Source organism: Vallitalea guaymasensis (assembly GCF_018141425.1).
Taxonomy (GTDB): Bacteria; Bacillota; Clostridia; order Lachnospirales; family Vallitaleaceae; genus Vallitalea; species Vallitalea guaymasensis.
The window spans coordinates 3,597,389-3,615,712 of the sequence record NZ_CP058561.1 but is presented as its reverse complement, the minus strand read 5'-3'; the positions used below and the strand labels follow the sequence as shown (position 1 = coordinate 3,615,712).

The following is an 18,324-nucleotide window of genomic DNA, read 5'->3' as shown; positions in this document are numbered from 1 at the left end:
TATAATTATGTAGATTAATCTCCTATTTCATTATTTTTCTCCACCACTCTTGATTATTCACATACCATCTAATGGTTTCTTCGATTCCCTCTTCAAATTTATAGCTTGGTCTCCAACCTAATTCTTCTCTTATCTTAGTGGCATCTATAGCATACCTTACATCATGTCCCAATCTGTCATCTACAAATTCTATTAATGATTCATCCTTATCTAGGCAATCTAATATTTTTCTAACTATAAAAAGATTATTTCTTTCATTATTAGCTCCAATATTATAGACCTCTCCTATCTTACCATGGTGAAGTACTTTATCTATTGCAGCACAATGATCTTCTACATGAATCCAATCACGAATGTTCAAACCATTTCCATAAACTGGTAGTGGCTGATTATCATATGCTCTGCTTATCATAAGTGGTATTAATTTTTCGGGATATTGATAAGCACCATAATTATTGGAGCATCTTGTAATGTTAATAGGCAGCTTATATGTCTCATAATATGCTCTAACCAACAAGTCTGCACTAGCCTTACTAGCAGAATATGGATTATTAGGTGATATAGGTGTCTTTTCTGTAAAATATCCAGTATTTCCCAATGAACCATAAACTTCATCTGTAGAAATTTGGATATATTTTTTTATCTTATATTTTTTAGCTGCATCCAATAAAACCTGTGTCCCCATCACATTTGTCTTAATAAATGCATTACTATTATCAATACTTCTATCAACATGACTTTCTGCAGCAAAATTAATGATATAATCTACACATTTTTCCATTATTGGGTTAACAATATCTATATCAGATATATCCCCTTTAACAAAGACATAATTAGGATTATCTTCAATATCCTCTAAATTATCTAGGTTGCCAGCATAAGTCAATGCATCAAGATTAATTATCTTATAGTCATCATATTTATTAATGATATATCTAATGAAGTTGCTGCCAATGAATCCTGCTCCACCTGTAACCAGAATCGTTTTCATTTATTTCACCTCTAATCCTATAAATTTTTTGTTCTCTCCAAATCTAGGCCAAATAGTATCTTTATCTGATAATAGTACATCATCAACCCGATCTATGGGCCAATTGATATTTATTGTAGGATCATTCCATATGATTCCCGCTTCATATTGTTGATAGTAATAGTTAGTACATTTATATACAAACTTAGCATAATCAGATAGAACTAAAAAACCATGTGCAAAACCTTCAGGTATATAAAACTGTTTATTGTTATCACTAGACAGAATTACACCAAAAGATTTTCCATAGGTATCGCTATTCTCTCTTAAATCAACTGCTACATCAAAAACTTCTCCCATAACAACCCTTACTAATTTCCCTTGAGGACATTTATACTGATAATGTAAACCTCTTAGAACACCTTTCGTAGAAAGTGATTCGTTGGACTGTACAAAAACTGCATTAAGACCTGCATCTATAAAATCTCTACTATTATAGCTTTCCATGAAATACCCACGGTTATCTTGAAATACTTTTGGCTCTATTACATATAAATCTTTTATAGTAGTCTTAATAAAATTAAACTTACCCATTTATTTCTACCTTTCCAATATATTTTTTAAATATTGTCCATACTCGGTCTTAATCATTGATTCAGCTAATTTCAGTAATTGATGCTTATTGATATATCCTTTTTTATATGCTATTTCTTCTATGCAAGCTATATATATTCTTTGCTCTTTTTGTATTGTCTCAACGAAGTTAGCTGCATTAAGAAGCCCTTGATAAGTCCCAGTATCAAACCAGGATATGCCTTCTTCCAGTATTTCAACTTTTAGCTTATTTTGTTCCATATATACTCTATTAACATCTGTTATCTCTAGTTCATTTCTATTGGATGGTTGAATATTTTCAGCTACAGAAATCACATTATTATCATAAAAATATAATCCTGGTACAGCAAAATTAGATTTTGGGTTTTTAGGTTTTTCCTCTATAGAGACTACATTTGATTTATTATCAAATCCTACTACACCATAATGGGTTGGATCTTTTACCCCATAACCAAAAATAGTTGCACCTTTTTTCCTCTTAACCACCCTTTGTAAAATACTATTCAATTTTTCCCCATAAAAAACATTATCACCAAGTATTAAAGCAACTGAACTTTTACCTATGAATTGTTTTCCTACAATAAAAGCGTCAGCTATACCTTTGGGCTTTGCCTGAATTTTATAGGATAACGAGATTCCAAATCTTGAGCCATCTCCTAATAGTTCTTTATAACTGCCTATATCCCTTGGAGTAGAAATAATAAGTATTTCTCTAATATTAGATTTCATCAATGTGGCAAGGGGATAATATATCATTGGTTTATCATAAATAGGTAACATTTGCTTAGATATTGCTTTTGTTAAAGGATATAGTCTTGTACCAGATCCTCCTGCTAATATAATACCCTTCATGTCTCACCTCTTTTATATACAAGTTGTCTTATTTTATTTTATTATAATTGATTTAGAAACGTTACAATATAAAAATTATTACACTATAAATAAAGGGTTAACTAAATATTTAAAAGAATTCCCTTAGGCAATTTTAACATCTAAAGTAATAATGGTAAAGAACTTAAATATATTAATCATTTGAAATCAGGTATATATTTTTTTATTGCATCTATAAATATATTAACACAATTATCATAACTATATTTAGTATCTATCAAATTTCTAGAAGTTAATGAAAATTTTTTTCTCAACTCTGACTGAGTAATCAGTTCTTTAAGTTTCTGATACCATTCGTCTGCTGTTGTAGCAATATATCCATTTACCCCATCTTGAATAATCTCTTTATGAATACCTATATCAGAAACAATAACTGGTACACCTAACATCATAATCCTTTTTAATCCAAATCCTGCTTTTCCATATCTATCAGGTATATCCAAATAAGGAACAATAAATATATCTGTCATAGCTATTTTAGGAACAATATGTTTAATATAACTATCATATGGCATAAAAGAAATAAATTCAGCAAAAGGAAAATACTTACTAACAAATCTACGGTTATCGGGTTTCCCGTAATGTTTTCCTTCATGCCATCCATATAGTTGTAACCTGATTCCATATTCTTTATGAAGGTTTATTAAGGGATATTTTATACTTAATAGATCAGATATATAAACATCAGCTAGACTTTGCTGCCAACTAATGATTAATGGATTATTATTTCTTGTTTCAAAGGGTATATATCTATAATTTTCAAAATCGTTTATTGAAGTAATAGTTTCTACTGGTGTCTTAGTATATTTATGCATTAATGCCTCATGTTGTTTGTTCCCTACAAGAATAAGGTCTGCTACATTTAATGTATCTATATGATTCTTATCATTCATTCCTAGAAAATCATCATCTATATATACTAGATGGACTTTTCCTTTTAAGTGTCGTACTTCGTTATAGCTATGTCCTTTATCAAAAGTTTTTTGGAATAATATCATATTACAACTTAATTTGTTGAGTATATCTAATTTTCTATTAGATTTTTGTACGACTTCAATATCATAACCACGCTTTATCAAAGCATTAGCATACAATTTTCCTGAAATAGTTGTAGGAGCTAAATCATTATCTGATAAGAAAAATTTAATATTCACCTTATCACATCCTAATTATTTACTAGCTTATTGATTTCTATAAAATATTTTTCACACATTTGCTCAAGAGTGAATCTTTTACTTCTCTCTTTTATTTTTTCCTTATAATACTCATAATTATCAAATGTTTTTAGTATCTGACTAGCCATACTTTTAATATTAATTACTGGAAAATGTTCAAATGAAGGTTCACATTCACCTCGTAAACCTGCATCTCCTAAAAGTTCTGGAGTACTACCTAGATTAAGACCTACTATGGGCTTACCAACGTTCATAGCTTCAATTATCAAGTTAGAGCAAGCATCGTTTGGTCTAGTATGCAGTATTATATCAGAAGTACGTATATATTCTGGCATTCTTTCTCTTGTAATTGGTGTTCTAAGATTATATCTTGTGATATTACTAAGATTTGCTTTCTTTAATATATCTTCTACATGGGGATATGCCTCTCCAAGGACCCAAAATTCAATGTCCTTTCTATCTGAGAATTCTTTAGCTATATTAATTATATTTCTAATACTATATTCTGCCATTAGTTCTGGTCCCCAATAAGCTATGGATAGTATTATTTTCTTATCATCTGGCTTTGGAAGTGTCTTTCCCTCTTCCTTGAATACATTTGAATCCGCTCCATTATAAATTACTATCCCTGGTAATTCTTGTCCATTAAATAATTGACTAGCCATAACTTTTGAAAAATCACTTTGATAAATAATCCTATCTGCCAATTTCATAGAATCAGCTATAAGCCTATTCAATCTAACAGTTGTTCTATTGTCTGTTAAGAAATTATAGTAAATACCATCCATCCTATATAAAATCTTAGTATTTCTTTGCTTCATTCTCTTTAACTCATCAGGGGTAGTATAGAAAGCCAAAGTTATAAAGATATCAACTTTTTCATTTTTAGAGAAATACACTTGATGTCCTTTAGATATACAGTAGTTACTAAAAGCTTTTACCCACGTTCTAGTACCACCTCTGCCTTCTGGCTTTACTGGAAATCCTATTTTCATATTACACCTCTTTTTTTATACAAGCTATAATTCATTATATTAAGAATATCTATATATTGTTACTATACATACCTCTGTTAACACTACTATCTCATATGTTTCACAAGTAGATTTGTTATTGGTAAAGCATAGTTTTTTATTATTTAAACTACTTATATAAACAATTATTAAGTAGCTTGTCACATTTTTGTAGACTAGCGAATAATATAAACTAGGAAATCATATGAAAGGAGTGTTATTATGTTTGGATATGGTTATGGCTGTTGTTGTAGAGGTTTTGGTGGCTACGGTTACGGCGGTTATGGTTATGGTGGCGGTTATGGTTACGGCGGTTATGGTTGCTGTTGTTCTAATTGCTGCAGTTTATGTTGCGGTTGTGGTTGTTGTGGCTGTAGAAGAAGATGCTGCTGTGGTTTTGGTAGTTATTATTAATTTTTATTTAATCGGACATGTTTATGGATAAAAGGGGTTTTTCTCTTTTATCCTGTTTTTTATTTATAATTCTTTGATAGTTTTAAGTGTATTAATTATATATCCTAATTTATCTTTCGAGAGATATGGGTACATTGGAAGACTGAAAATCCTTTTACTTATATCTTCCGCTATACAAAAGTCCCCTATTCCATAGCCTAACTTTTTATATACTTCTTGAAGATGTAAAGGCTTTTGATAATAGATAGCTGTTTTTATACCTTTATCTTCTAGATGATTAATAAACCTTTCTCTTTCCTCAGGACTTTTTGCTAGAACTGAATATTGAGCCCAAGCTGATATATAATCTTTTGGAATTTCTGGTATAGTGACAATATCTTTCAATTCATTAGAATATTCTTTGGCAATTTCATTTCTTAATCTAATCTCTTCATCAAATACTGATAACTTCCCTAGTAATATTGCTGCTTGAATAGTATCCAACCTGCCATTGATACCTGTTCTCACATTGTCATATTTGTTACTGCCTTTTCCATGAACCCTTAGAGATTTCAAATTATCACTTAAAATTGTATCATTAGTAAGTATTGCTCCCCCATCACCATAACAACCAAGAGGTTTAGCCGGGAAAAAAGAAGTACATCCAGCATCCCCGAAGCTTCCTCCTCGTTTTTCTTTATACCTACTACCAAAACTCTGAGCTGCATCTTCTAATACTTTTATATTATATTTAGAAGCTGTCTTTTCTATGCTTTCATAATCAGATGGTAATCCAAATAAATCTACTGGAATAACCGCTTTTGGAGTCAATTTACCTTCATTCAATGTTTTTCTAATGGCTTCTTCAAGTAATTCAGGGTCTATATTATATGTCCTTTCATCTATGTCTACAAACACAGGTGTAGCCCCTAATAAGGTTATTACTTCAGAGGTTGATATAAATGTAAATGGTGTTGTGAAAACCGCATCCCCATGACCTATTCCCCATGCCATTAATGCTAATAGTAATGCATCTGTTCCACTTGAACAAGTTATAGCATGTTTTACTCCTGTATATTTAGCTAACTTTTCTTCTAACTCATGAACTTCTGGACCCATAATGAATCTCCCATGATTCAATACATTATCTATCCTCTTATCTATGTCTGATTTCAATCTTTTATACTGCAAAGCTAAATCATTCATTTGTATCATGTTGTTTTACCTCCTGGATACCATCATTAATTTTTAAATAACACCTTTTACATTTCTTACATATCAGATCTTCTTCCAACTGTTCACCACATTCACATACCCAACCTTTTTGTCTAGCTGGTACACCAATCATCAATGCATGATCAGGTACATTCGAACATACAACCGCACCTGCCCCTATCAATGAATGCCGGCCTATGTTATGACCACAAACAATAGTGGCATTTGCACAAATGGAAGCTCCTTCTTTTACTAATGTCTTACGATAATCTTCGTTACCTTTTACTGGATATTTGCTCCTTGGATATTTAACATTAGTAAAAACAATGGAAGGACCACAAAAAACATAATCTTCAAGTTCAACACCTTCATATACAGATACATTGTTCTGTATTTTGACATTATTGCCTATAACAACATTGTTAGCTATATTTACACTTTGTCCAAGTACGCAATTTTCTCCTATTCTTGCACCTTTCTGAATATGTGAGAAATACCATATTTTTGTACCACTACCTATAGTTACGTTATCATCAATATAAGCGCTCTCATGAACAAAGTAGTTATTCTCTTTCATTTTTTTACACCTCCTTAATCATGTTATAATTAATTTTATTAGTAATATTCTCAAGTATTTCTATAACTTCTAGACCACTCTTTCCATCAGCAATCCTTAATTCTTTATTATCTATTGATCTAATAAAATACTCTAATTCGTTCTTCAATGGTTGTGATTCATCATATTCTATGACACTCATACCTTCATCACATTTTATTGGACTACCGTTATTCCATTGTATTATCTTATCGTAGTAATAGATATTATTATCTCTACCTGATCCATCAAAACATAACATGCCTTTATCACCTATAGCAATTATTCTCTGTTCCTTAAAAGGATGAAGCCATGAAACAAATACATGTGCTTTGGTTTTACTTTGGTATGTAAAATTAGCAATGACAATATCAGGAATGTTTTTTTGAAGTAAGCAGCTTCCTACAGCTTCAATATCAATAGGCAATTCATCAATTAGATAATTCAATATGGAAATATCATGAGGTGCAAAGGAAAAACAAACATCTTCTCTTGTACGCACAGTACCAAAATTCAACCTTGTAGAATACAAATATAGTAATTTTCCAATTTTGCCACTGCTAATTAGTTGTTTTAATCTAATTATTGCTGGATGAAATAATAAGAGATGACCTACCATTAATTTACAATCATTTTCTTGTGATAACACTAATAGTTTTTTAGCTTCTTCCCCTGAAAGCGCAATTGGTTTCTCAATTAGAACATTCTTCTTAGCTTCAAGAATCATTTTTCCAATAGGAAAATGTGTTTCTGCTGGAGTAGCTATGACATAACCGTCATATTCATCCTCTAATGAATCCTCTAATCTAGTATAGCCTTTTACTCCTTTATATTTTTCTAGAAATTGAGCAAGTATTGTATTATTACTTTCAACTATTCCACCAAGATTACCCATCTCATTAAGTATCCTTATATGGTTTTTCCCCCAACGTCCTGCTCCTATAACACATATTTTTTTCTTCATATCTTCACCTATTTATTATTTATTCATAAGCAAAATCATCAGAAACAAAGAATTAATTGCTTATTGGTTAATATAGTTTATGATATCAAATCTGATTAGTTACATTAATTACAACCCCAATGGACAATTAAGTAACACAACAATGAAACAGATAATACTTTAGTAATATAAAAAGATATAAAAATTTTATAAATAAATCTAAGGAGATATCTATGAATAGTCTAAGCATCATCATTCATCAAGATGAACAAGAACTAAAATGTATATTTGAGTTAATTAAACCACTTATTGTCAGCTTTGATACAGACCTTATAATAATAAGTAATACTCATGATACTTTTGACATTTCTTACGATTATACGATTCTTAACTATAATAATGATTATCATACTTTTAAAGAATATTGTATATATTCATCTACTAGTAAAAGAATCATGGTTATAGACAAAGGATATAAAATAACCCCAGAATTAATAGCATCTGTTAACTCTGAACTCCGAAAAGATGATTACAAGAATATAAGTATTAACCTAAAAACTTATCTCTCAGAAGATAAAAAGATCTCTTACACTAGAGAAGAAGTATTAGTATACAACAGGGGTGTACAAGGTTTCAATCATAATCTTGATTTAACTATAGAAGATATGGGTCTTATTAGGCTAAATAATATGGATAGAACTATTGAATTATTGATTGAAAAGAACCACTATAAAGAGCTTCTGCTTTGGTACAAATATAATATACTAAATAAGGATTCCAATATCCAATCTCATTTTTATGATACAGTCGAAAAAATTAAGTATAAGATGGATATAAGTAGTATTCAAGGCTTGGAAAAAACTTTTATAGATTCTGAAATTGATAATGACTATACCCATTATACTAAGATAAAACATTTGAAAAGCAATAACGAAAATCAATATTATTCAGGTATAAAAAATAGCTATCAGACCATTTATTCCCAAGAAAAAATTTATTATAGCTGGTTCATCTACGATTATATAAAAGATAATATGCTGCCTGATTTTTTATTATCCCTAAATGATAATTTAAAACAAAAATATCTAAACTACATTCTAGATAATATCAATAACTGTGAAAACTATCTATACCAGTTGTTAATCAATTACAATAATAAAGTTGATAAAAGTAGCATTGATGAACTGAGAACCTATATACTCTTACTAGAAAACTACATGGATTATATGAGTACTAAATCCGAAACTCCATTGATAAAAAGTAAGCTAATAAAAATCCATGATATATATATTTTATCTTGCAATGAATGGGGTAAAAATAATGATTTACTTAATTATCATGATATTAGATTTCTAGATCTATTTAACCAAGCTCATGAATTAGTAGATAAGGGCTTAATAGGTGAATCCATCAATCAACTGATAATCCTATCAAAAAAGTATCCTAAAAAAGCTAAGATACTTAACTATTACATTCAAAGATTAAGATATAAATATAATGTGTACCCATATACACTTAGCATTTGTATGATTGTAAAAAACGAATCAAAGAATATTGATAGATGTTTAAAAAGCTTGAAACCTCTAGTTGATTCTAATCTGGCAGAACTTATAATAGTTGATACTGGTTCGGAGGATAATACTATTGAAATAGCTAAAAATTACACAAAAAATATATTTTACTATACTTGGACAGGTAATTTTTCTGATGCAAGAAATTATTGTAATCTTTTTGCCAGGGGTGAATACATCTTTACAATGGATGCTGATGAAGAATTGATGAAAGATGAATCTGAAAAACTGATAAATATATTTACAAACACGAATTATCTAGATTATAATACCTACACTTTGACTATCATAAGTTATACAGATATAGAATTGACAAAATTCTCAGGTTTGACACAATCACGTATATTCAGGAATAATAATAGATTCTATTATACTAGTGCCATTCACAATCAAGCTGTAATAAATGAACCTATCAAAAATCTAGATATCTTGATAACCCATTACGGCTATATAATGACAGAAGATATCAAAGAGAAGAAATTTCAAAGAACATCTTCCTTGTTAAAAAAAGAATTACAACGAGAACCTCGTAATCTATATTATAGATATCAATTAAGTACCAGTTATGGTATGTATGGTGATGTTAATAATGCTATAAGGCAAGTTGATATATTCATGAATATCATCAATGAAAATAAACTTATCAATGATATTACCATAATGTATCTTAATAATGCTGCCGCTATATATTGTAATGGATATGAATTCGAAAAAGCTAATAAAGTAATAGATACTGCCCTTATGTATAAACCTAATTTCATAGATTTTATATATTACAAAGCTTATGTATTATTCAATCTTGGAAAATACTCAGAAGCTCTGCCTTATATTGAAAAATATCTTTTACTACTTAAAGACTATTTTGAATCTAATATAGCTAAAGATGGTAGATATGTATTCTACACATTAGGCTATAAAAGTAAAGCAGTGAGATTATATATCGTTATGAACTATAGATTAAAAAGATATATAAATTGTATTGACAATGCCTATGGAATTGATAATGATTTAACTTTGAAAAATTGTCTACACGAAATTGTTAACTCCTGTTTTTATACTAAGAGATATAAAGAGCTTGTAGATTTTTATGATAATAAAATAAATGAAAGTAAACAAGAAGGTATAGAGGATGTCTTTCTCTACTTCCTTATTAAAAATCTTGTTGAAATGACTGATGCTGAAATTGATAAATTATATTCTTATTTTAATGATGAAACACATAATAATTTTATTATAAAAGTTAAAAATCAACTATCAAATAATCAATATAATACTATCAATAATTGTCTTAATATAATCGAGCAATATGATATTGATGGAATGGACCTTGAAGGTGTAAAACAAATACTACTATCTGTCCTTCCTATATTCAGTAATGAATTTGATTTCACTGATACAATATTGCTATGTAAAATCAAAAGAGCTGCTATGGTTATATTACATCGTACTAATGAGTTGATGGATAATGGCATACTAACTAAAGAACAACTTGTTAATATATTTAGCAGCTATATTCGTATTTGCATTGAAATAATAAAACTTAATAAATGTGAATTACTTGAAAATAGAGAAAACATATTTGTTACAAAAATTGTTAATGCTTTCAATGAAAATATTGAAAATGTAGATTACGGATTAAAACTAGCTGAAAAAGCCATTATTCAATATCCTGAAATGAATGATATCATAGAATTAGTAACTAAACCAATACACCATAGTCAGTGTACTGATAATACTACTAAATCTGATAATATTATCTTAGATGATGACTCTATAAAAAATAGAATCAAGACAAATTTAATTAATAATAATTTTGCTGATATAGAAAAAACAACGTGCACTGACAGTTGCTTAAGAGTACTAATGGGTACATCAGATCCAACCGGAAAAACAATAAATTTACGGAATATCTTGAATCATAATGGAATCCATGCTAAAACATTAAATTATATTCCTAATTATAATCTTATGAATCCTGATTATGTACTAGATATATATAAATTTACATCAGATGAAAAATTGTTGAATAGTCTAATAGATATAGCATCACAAATAATACCTCTATTTGATTTTTTTCATTTTAATTATCTTAGTTCACTAATCATAAATAACATTGACTTAAGTATACTAATCGAATTAAACAAAAAACTTTTTTTACATCTATGGGATAAAGAAGTCAGTATTACATCTAAAGCAGTAGAATATAACCCATATATTAATATAGACAATATACATGATGATAATATAAAAAGATCTTTAGAAGCTACCTCAAAATATATTCCTAATTGCATAATCAGTAATATGGAGCTTCAAAACTATGTAAGTAATTTTTTTGATACAGTGAATTATATCTCACCGATGATAGATATTGATAAATATATCAATCTACCTTTTTACAGTTATAATAGAGAACAAAATAAAAAATTTACAATTGCTTGTACTCCATCAGCTACTAAATCTAAAGGTATTAGATACATTTTAAAGGCCATAGAAGAGCTAAAATTAAACTATGAAATAGTTCTCCTACAAATGCAAGAACTATCCTATGAAAACAAATTAATAGTCTATGGAAGAGCAGATTTAGTCATTGATGAGATAACTACAGGTAATTATAGTCAACATGCTATAGAAGCTATGGCATTAGAAAAACCAGTGATTTGTTGGATTAATGATTTTATGAAAGATATCTATCCAAGTGAACTTCCTATAATAAACTCTAGACCTGAAGATATAAAAGAAGTAATTGCTGATATACTATGTAACAAAGACATGTTAAAATTTATAGGAAAAAAAGGAAGAGATTATATTGTCAAATACCATAATTGTAATATTGAAATAAAAAAACTGATAGAATTATATAAGAAGTAACTTGGTTTGTTATTACTTTTGTGTTTAGAGTCAGTGATATAATATAATCAATGGTTGCATTAATCATGTTAATATGAAATTATTTGATTTTTAATAATCAAATGCTGTTGCAATTACAGAAGCAACAATTGATATTGTAGCTGATGTAGTTGCATATATTGAAACTGAATTTAGTGGATCTATACTTCTACTGTAAATATTATTAGTGATATCTGTTGTATTAGCCCCATTAATTACAACTCTTGTTTTACTTGGAACTATTTTTCCCCTAATGTCAACTGTTCCTGTTAGCCCATTTAAATTTAATGCATCCCATATTTCAAATACACCTGATGCCCCAGATAATACAATCGCTCTATCAGTATAACCATATTGTACATTTTTGTTGCTACCACTTAATACTGCACTCCCAACCCCACAACATGAGTTCAAATTATTACATCCCATATATTTTTCACCTTCCTCCCTTAATTATAATTCCAGTAATTTACATTATATCACTAACTTTATAAGAAATTATCTTTTGTAATTTATACTATCTGAACCTAAGAATATTTGTAATTAAATCGAGATATTCAAGTCAAGTAATATAAGTATTTATTGATTAAATTGGCTTATAATGTGGTTAGTTATGGTTTTATTTGTTAATAATCAAAAGCTGTTGCTATTACAGAAGCAATTATTGAAGTTGTAGCTGATGTAGTTGCATATATTGAAACTGAATTTAGTGGATCAATACTTCTACTAAAAATATTATTAGTTATAGCTGTAGTATTAATACCATTGATAAGAACACTAGTAGTAGCTGGAATTATTTCACCTCTTATATCAACCGTTCCTGTTAATCCATTTAGATTTAAAGCATCCCATATCTCAAATACTCCTGATGCTCCAGATAATTCTATAGATCTTTCAGTATAACCATATTGAACACTTTTATTACTTCCACTTAATACTGCACTACCTACACCACAGCAAGAATTCAAATTATTACATCCCATATATTTTTCCCTCCTTCCTTATAATTAAAATAGAAAAGATTAAAACTCACAATATATCACTTAACTTTTGAGAGAATTACTTAAATGCTGAACAAATACATGAAATAGGTAGCCAATCATCACCGTCATTGAAAATACATCGTCTATATCTTTTATTTTTATTAGGATTGTGTAGATTGGATATATAATGAATACCTATATCATAGCTAATTTTACAATCAGTATTACTCTGTAATTTACATATACGTTGTATTATTAATTTATGAACATTTTGTACTGTTACATTAGTCTGTTGATGTGGTAATATATTTATTGTACTACGTCTTTTGCCTAATATTATCAATTTTACTGGATACTCTGATTTATTATCAATCTTTACTATAATAGCAGCATTCATTTCTACAGCTTGCCAAAGAACATTATAATGATTGTCGTTAAGATACATAGTACCACATATTACATCGGTTAAGATACAGTTTTCGTTACAACAGTCTTCATTATCTTCACAATAGTATTTTGCACATTTCGCTCTTACATACACTGAATTTTCTTCACACATTTAGCATACCTCCATAATGAATATCTCATAATATAATATGAACTAGTTAGCAATCTTGTCCCATTTTTTATATATTTTTTTATTTATAAATATCTTAAATTATTTTTTACATACTGCAATCATTATTTTAGTTGAACAAGAGATGCCATTCACAATTCTATAATCCACCTGAGAATAATAGTTAATATGATTAAAATATTTTTTCAACAATGTATCAAATTCATATAAATCATACTCTTTAATATGAAATGGATTATTAATATTTTTTCGATTTACACCATTAGGAGTTGATATAATAAATTTTCCTTTATCCTTTAACACTCTAGAAGCCTCTTTTAAATATTGTTCAACCATGTCTTCTTCTAAATGTTCCATTGTTTCAAAAGATACATATACATCAAACTTCTTATTTTCATAAGGTAAATTAGTCACATTTCCTTCAGTCCAAGTAATATTTTTAATGGGGTAAGCCACCTTACCGAATTCTATATTTTCATTGGATATATCAAGAGCCTCTACTGTTTTACACCCTCCAGAAAAATACGTTGCACCATAGCCAAATCCACAGGCTGCTTCTAATATTGAATCATCAACATTCACAAATTTTTTAGCTAATTTATAACGTAAGATTATATTCAAATATCCTGACAAAGGCATGAATCCTGTACCAGGTATAGCTCTCTCCCACAAGTAAACCAATCTATTAGACTCTACATCCTTTTTCAAATCCTCATCTAATACAAAATTGATTATATTAGCTTCGTTATTATCGAATATATTAGAATCAATTAGTTGTTTTGTTAATATATCTATATCATTTAGTCCATTAGAGGTTCTAATATATTCTGGATACATTATTCTATGGTTTATTTCATCCATTATTATGCCTATTAGAGTTAACTTCATTCCTTTTCCATTTTGTATTATAAATTCAATTAAAAAATAATTTTCTGCTACTTTTTCTTTTTTTCCAGCCAATATTTTTACATGAGAAAATTCGTAAGAATTGATTATGTTTTGTAGAGGTGCTGAAAACTCATTTAGATTATCAATTACATCTTGTAAGCATTTAACACTTATCTGTTCATTTTCTTTTTCAACAACCATAAAATCTGAGTAAGACTGCTCAGGGTATTTTTGATTGATAATCTTTTTAATTGTATACCCTTTATATTTTGACAAATAATCAAATATGTTTCTATATTTTAGATGTTGTGATAGTTGAATTTCTGGTTTTCTAAGCATTGTATAGAAAATGATCTGTGAACAGTCAGTCCTAAAAATATCATCAAGAGTTTTTATAAAATCATGTTCATCAATTATATGATATAGCACATCTAAACATACAGCCATATCTGGCTTTGTTTTAATATCTAAATCATGTATCATTCCTGGCTTGTATAAATGAAATTCCTTATTAGAATCCCCCAAAAATATCTCTTTACATTTCTCTACAGATACTTTTGATACATCTAAACCAATGTATTTGGGATATTTAATCTTTTTGATTTGATTACCGTCCCCACATCCAAATTCAATTACAGAGTTAATATTATTGTCTTTTATAAACTCATTAATTATTTCTCCTTTAAAATCTGCTAGATCCCCGTATGAACCTAACCCAGATGTCCCCCTATTTAGATATCTTTTATCCCAATACTCTATATAATTGAACACATTATTGTTATTATTAGGATTAATAATAAGCTCAATTGCTGCATTAATTTTCTCCATTTGATTCTTCAACATATAATTATCTTTTATGAAATTTCTATATTCTATTGAATTATACTCATCTTCCTTAATCATCTCATAGGCTTCATTAATTGTATTCCATATATATTTCTCTCTATATACATCATAAGCACCAACAAAACCATGGATAATAGGTTTTATACCTTTTGCCATAGCTTGCATAACGCTGATATTCTGTGATTCTAAAACACTTGTACATAAAATATAATTCTTATCTTGCATCCATTCATTCAGGTTATCTTTCCAACCTTCGTATATAACATTTTCAGATAGTCCCATTTCTTGAATCATTTGATTGAAGTATAATATATATCGTTCATCTTGAAATAAACCAGCTATATATAATTTATATCTATTATCTTTATCATGTATTGCTTTAAATGTATGCAACAAAAGCATAGGACCTTTCTTATAGTTTATATATCCTACGTATGCAATATTATAGCCTTGTCTTCTTTCTTTGAATGTATACTTATCCAAATCTATACCATTTGGAATAACAGCAATTTTATTAGTATCTAATTTGAATTTTTCACATATATAATCTTTTATATGTTTTGCAACAACTATGAGTTTATTTACATTTATCCAATTAACTAATGAAGGATATTTAGTAAATGATTCATAACTATGCAATCTACAAACTATATATTTATGTGCTGCAATATCAAGTTTGCTTCCATAGATCAGCAATTCATCGCACCATTCAAACCAACAGATATCTGCCCATTCCATTCCCTCTTCTATTTGTGTATACTTAGTTATTATCATTTTTTTTATCTCATATTTTTTGGATAAACTAATAATTATTTCTTCTAAAAAGGTATCTAAACCTTCCTTAACAAAAAAAGCTAATTTCATTTTGTTGGCAACATTTGATTCCATTTTCTACATAACCAACTCCTTATCTTTTATTTAAATGGATTAAAGTGTTAGTTCATAGTATGTTTAGAAATATAGTAATGTTAAATATATTAATACATAAAAAAAGTCTACCAAATAGGTAGACTCAAAAAAGTATCAATAGTAAAACTAAAATAATTGTAAGTATCGCCCAAAATCCGTATTCTTTCTTGTCATCGTTAAGCCATCTGCTAGTATTTTCATAACATGTTTTTTTCATACACGCTTCCCCCAATACTAATATGTCTTATATGTATATATTATCAGATAATTCCTAAAAAATCAAATATATGTTATATATTCTTTTAATGTTATTGATGGTTAACTCCCTTTTGTATTAACTTATCTATTTGTTCCCGTTGCCCAAATAGCTTTATTATTTATATCATACACAACTAAGTTTCCATCATCTTGAAGTACTAGGCGTCTATGTGGCTTCCACACCGATTTTTTTTGAAATTTACGTTCCCATATTTTATGAAAATCAGAATGCGGATCATGCATTAAATCTTTCAAAGCCAAGCCTCCACCATAAAATTGAAATACTATTATATGATTAACTCCTCCATACCCATTTGTATTTGTTGCCCAAAGTGGTTCATGCTTTTCATCATACAATACTAGGTTTCCATCATGTTGCATAAATAAGGTGTATTTGTCGTTATTAGACTTAAGATAATATCCTACTTTCAATTCGCTACCTGGAAGTGGATAATAATTTGAATACAGTGTATCCCCTTTGTCATATTTATCACTCGCAAGACTCGTTATACTAGTTAATACCATAATCATTACTATCATGAAAGAAAAAACAATTGTTTTAATTTTCATTATAATACCTCCTTTTCTATATTTTTTTAATTATATCATATATTTTTTGATATTGTCTATTATATTTACAAAATATTATTTTATTTAACAAGAAATACCCAAATATAATTAACATTTAGTATATATTATATCTATTTACAAAAAAAATGGTACAATCATGTTAGAAACCTCTTTTAGGTCATAGTGATTAAAGTTACTGAAAAGTATTTACATATGTCTAATGCATTTGTTGGAAAAGATAATATATATAGACTAGATAAAAATTCGCTCTAAAGCCTTATATAATCAATAAAAAACCCTCGGCAAGCACTAAATTGCAAACCCAGAGTTTCTGTGACGTGCGCAAGAAGATTCGAACTCCCGGCCTTCTGATCCGTAGTCAGACGCTCTATCCAGCTGAGCTATGCGCACAAAAAAAATTTATATAATTTTAATTAAGATATAAAAAGCACCTTAGGTGCTATATGATTTAATGCCGGAGACCGGAATCGAACCGGTACGGTCTTTAAGGACCGCAGGATTTTAAGTCCTGTGCGTCTGCCAGTTCCGCCACTCCGGCATTTAATGGGCGCAACAGGGCTCGAACCTGTGACCCCCTGCTTGTAAGGCAGGTGCTCTCCCAGCTGAGCTATGCGCCCGTATTAAATTAGTTAACGTTTGGTCTGGGTGACAAGATTTGAACTTGCGACCTCTAGAACCCCATTCTAGCGCTCTACCAAACTGAGCCACACCCAGACAATGGAGTGTAACTAACTGTCACTAAACGACCCAGAAGGGACTCGAACCCTCGACCTCCGGCGTGACAGGCCGGCGTTCTAACCAACTGAACCACTGGGCCTAATTAGTAATAATTTTAAATGGACCTTCAGGGACTCGAACCCCGGACCAACCGGTTATGAGCCGGTTGCTCTGACCAACTGAGCTAAAGGTCCATACAAGCCGACGATCGGACTTGAACCGATAACCTGCTGATTACAAGTCAGCTGCTCTGCCAATTGAGCCACGTCGGCATATTATATAGATAAT

General features: G+C 29.3%; 15 protein-coding genes and 7 tRNA genes. 2 read left to right on the top strand and 20 right to left on the bottom strand.

The features are described from left to right. Positions 1-22 precede the first annotated feature (22 nt). From rfbB to HYG85_RS15510, 5 genes are all read right to left on the bottom strand, one after another. Positions 23-991, bottom strand: a complete 969-nt coding sequence (gene rfbB, locus HYG85_RS15530) for a dTDP-glucose 4,6-dehydratase (protein ID WP_212690415.1) — start codon at positions 989-991, stop codon at positions 23-25. Next, positions 992-1,564 (bottom strand): dTDP-4-dehydrorhamnose 3,5-epimerase, encoded by a 573-nt coding sequence (gene rfbC / locus HYG85_RS15525; protein ID WP_212690414.1) that lies wholly within the window; start codon positions 1,562-1,564, stop codon positions 992-994. Between the two features lie 6 nt (positions 1,565-1,570). Further along, positions 1,571-2,437 carry a glucose-1-phosphate thymidylyltransferase RfbA gene (gene rfbA / locus HYG85_RS15520; RefSeq protein ID WP_113673798.1) on the bottom strand — a complete coding sequence of 289 codons (867 nt, stop codon included), beginning with the start codon at positions 2,435-2,437 and terminating at the stop codon, positions 1,571-1,573. Positions 2,438-2,613: 176 nt separating this feature from the next. Continuing rightward, positions 2,614-3,630: a glycosyltransferase gene (locus HYG85_RS15515; RefSeq protein WP_212690413.1), complete on the bottom strand. Its 1,017-nt coding sequence runs from the start codon at positions 3,628-3,630 to the stop codon at positions 2,614-2,616. An 11-nt stretch (positions 3,631-3,641) separates the two neighbouring features. Further along, positions 3,642-4,646, bottom strand: a complete 1,005-nt coding sequence (locus HYG85_RS15510; protein ID WP_212690412.1) for a glycosyltransferase family 4 protein — start codon at positions 4,644-4,646, stop codon at positions 3,642-3,644. A gap of 240 nt (positions 4,647-4,886) precedes the next feature. Between HYG85_RS15510 and HYG85_RS15505 the strand changes: the two genes are divergently transcribed. Next, the gene (locus tag HYG85_RS15505; RefSeq protein ID WP_113673795.1) at positions 4,887-5,078 is read left to right on the top strand and encodes a hypothetical protein; all 192 of its coding nucleotides are present in this window, start codon (positions 4,887-4,889) and stop codon (positions 5,076-5,078) included. Between the two features lie 63 nt (positions 5,079-5,141). Here the strand turns inward: HYG85_RS15505 and HYG85_RS15500 are convergent, their stop codons facing one another. The 3 genes from HYG85_RS15500 to HYG85_RS15490 are packed head-to-tail and all read right to left on the bottom strand — an operon-like array spanning position 5,142 to position 7,831. Next, positions 5,142-6,272 carry a DegT/DnrJ/EryC1/StrS family aminotransferase gene (locus HYG85_RS15500; protein WP_276515003.1) on the bottom strand — a complete coding sequence of 377 codons (1,131 nt, stop codon included), beginning with the start codon at positions 6,270-6,272 and terminating at the stop codon, positions 5,142-5,144. Then, complete coding sequence (locus tag HYG85_RS15495) at positions 6,256-6,849, bottom strand: N-acetyltransferase (protein ID WP_212690411.1); 594 nt, start codon at positions 6,847-6,849, stop codon at positions 6,256-6,258. Before HYG85_RS15495 ends, HYG85_RS15500 begins: the two co-directional genes overlap by 17 nt. Before the next feature lie 4 nt (positions 6,850-6,853). Further along, complete coding sequence (locus HYG85_RS15490; protein WP_212690410.1) at positions 6,854-7,831, bottom strand: Gfo/Idh/MocA family protein; 978 nt, start codon at positions 7,829-7,831, stop codon at positions 6,854-6,856. Positions 7,832-8,043: 212 nt separating this feature from the next. Between HYG85_RS15490 and HYG85_RS15485 the strand changes: the two genes are divergently transcribed. Continuing rightward, a complete protein-coding gene (locus HYG85_RS15485; RefSeq protein WP_212690409.1) occupies positions 8,044-12,249 on the top strand; it encodes a glycosyltransferase in 4,206 nt (1,401 codons plus the stop codon). 90 nt (positions 12,250-12,339) lie between these two features. Here HYG85_RS15485 and HYG85_RS15480 read toward each other — a convergent pair whose 3' ends face one another. From HYG85_RS15480 to HYG85_RS15425, 12 genes are all read right to left on the bottom strand, one after another. After that, positions 12,340-12,696, bottom strand: a complete 357-nt coding sequence (locus HYG85_RS15480) for a hypothetical protein (protein ID WP_212690408.1) — start codon at positions 12,694-12,696, stop codon at positions 12,340-12,342. A 197-nt stretch (positions 12,697-12,893) separates the two neighbouring features. Beyond that, a complete protein-coding gene (locus HYG85_RS15475; protein WP_113673790.1) occupies positions 12,894-13,250 on the bottom strand; it encodes a hypothetical protein in 357 nt (118 codons plus the stop codon). A 76-nt stretch (positions 13,251-13,326) separates the two neighbouring features. Continuing rightward, positions 13,327-13,809 carry an S-Ena type endospore appendage gene (locus HYG85_RS15470; protein WP_212690407.1) on the bottom strand — a complete coding sequence of 161 codons (483 nt, stop codon included), beginning with the start codon at positions 13,807-13,809 and terminating at the stop codon, positions 13,327-13,329. 99 nt (positions 13,810-13,908) lie between these two features. Next, positions 13,909-16,449 carry a methyltransferase domain-containing protein gene (locus HYG85_RS15465; protein WP_212690406.1) on the bottom strand — a complete coding sequence of 847 codons (2,541 nt, stop codon included), beginning with the start codon at positions 16,447-16,449 and terminating at the stop codon, positions 13,909-13,911. A 360-nt stretch (positions 16,450-16,809) separates the two neighbouring features. Beyond that, positions 16,810-17,298 (bottom strand): hypothetical protein, encoded by a 489-nt coding sequence (locus tag HYG85_RS15460; RefSeq protein ID WP_212690405.1) that lies wholly within the window; start codon positions 17,296-17,298, stop codon positions 16,810-16,812. Positions 17,299-17,635: 337 nt separating this feature from the next. Next, positions 17,636-17,709, bottom strand: a tRNA-Arg gene (locus tag HYG85_RS15455). Between the two features lie 62 nt (positions 17,710-17,771). Then, positions 17,772-17,857, bottom strand: a tRNA-Leu gene (locus tag HYG85_RS15450). A gap of 6 nt (positions 17,858-17,863) precedes the next feature. Continuing rightward, positions 17,864-17,936, bottom strand: a tRNA-Val gene (locus HYG85_RS15445). Between the two features lie 20 nt (positions 17,937-17,956). Then, positions 17,957-18,033 (bottom strand) — tRNA-Pro (locus HYG85_RS15440). Positions 18,034-18,062: 29 nt separating this feature from the next. Then, positions 18,063-18,136: transfer RNA gene (locus HYG85_RS15435), tRNA-Asp, on the bottom strand. Positions 18,137-18,156: 20 nt separating this feature from the next. Further along, positions 18,157-18,230 (bottom strand) — tRNA-Ile (locus HYG85_RS15430). 5 nt (positions 18,231-18,235) lie between these two features. Next, a tRNA-Thr gene (locus HYG85_RS15425) sits at positions 18,236-18,308 on the bottom strand. Positions 18,309-18,324: the final 16 nt, after the last annotated feature.

Coding starts and splice junctions, on each gene's coding strand:
- rfbC (WP_212690414.1), bottom strand. CDS start 1,564: ATGGGTAAGTTTAATTTTATTAAGACTACTATAAAAGATTTATATGTA.
- HYG85_RS15460 (WP_212690405.1), bottom strand. CDS start 17,298: ATGAAAATTAAAACAATTGTTTTTTCTTTCATGATAGTAATGATTATG.
- HYG85_RS15495 (WP_212690411.1), bottom strand. CDS start 6,849: ATGAAAGAGAATAACTACTTTGTTCATGAGAGCGCTTATATTGATGAT.
- HYG85_RS15480 (WP_212690408.1), bottom strand. CDS start 12,696: ATGGGATGTAATAATTTGAACTCATGTTGTGGGGTTGGGAGTGCAGTA.
- HYG85_RS15470 (WP_212690407.1), bottom strand. CDS start 13,809: ATGTGTGAAGAAAATTCAGTGTATGTAAGAGCGAAATGTGCAAAATAC.
- HYG85_RS15510 (WP_212690412.1), bottom strand. CDS start 4,646: ATGAAAATAGGATTTCCAGTAAAGCCAGAAGGCAGAGGTGGTACTAGA.
- rfbB (WP_212690415.1), bottom strand. CDS start 991: ATGAAAACGATTCTGGTTACAGGTGGAGCAGGATTCATTGGCAGCAAC.
- rfbA (WP_113673798.1), bottom strand. CDS start 2,437: ATGAAGGGTATTATATTAGCAGGAGGATCTGGTACAAGACTATATCCT.
- HYG85_RS15505 (WP_113673795.1), top strand. CDS start 4,887: ATGTTTGGATATGGTTATGGCTGTTGTTGTAGAGGTTTTGGTGGCTAC.
- HYG85_RS15490 (WP_212690410.1), bottom strand. CDS start 7,831: ATGAAGAAAAAAATATGTGTTATAGGAGCAGGACGTTGGGGGAAAAAC.
- HYG85_RS15475 (WP_113673790.1), bottom strand. CDS start 13,250: ATGGGATGTAATAATTTGAATTCTTGCTGTGGTGTAGGTAGTGCAGTA.
- HYG85_RS15465 (WP_212690406.1), bottom strand. CDS start 16,449: ATGGAATCAAATGTTGCCAACAAAATGAAATTAGCTTTTTTTGTTAAG.
- HYG85_RS15485 (WP_212690409.1), top strand. CDS start 8,044: ATGAATAGTCTAAGCATCATCATTCATCAAGATGAACAAGAACTAAAA.
- HYG85_RS15500 (WP_276515003.1), bottom strand. CDS start 6,272: ATGATACAAATGAATGATTTAGCTTTGCAGTATAAAAGATTGAAATCA.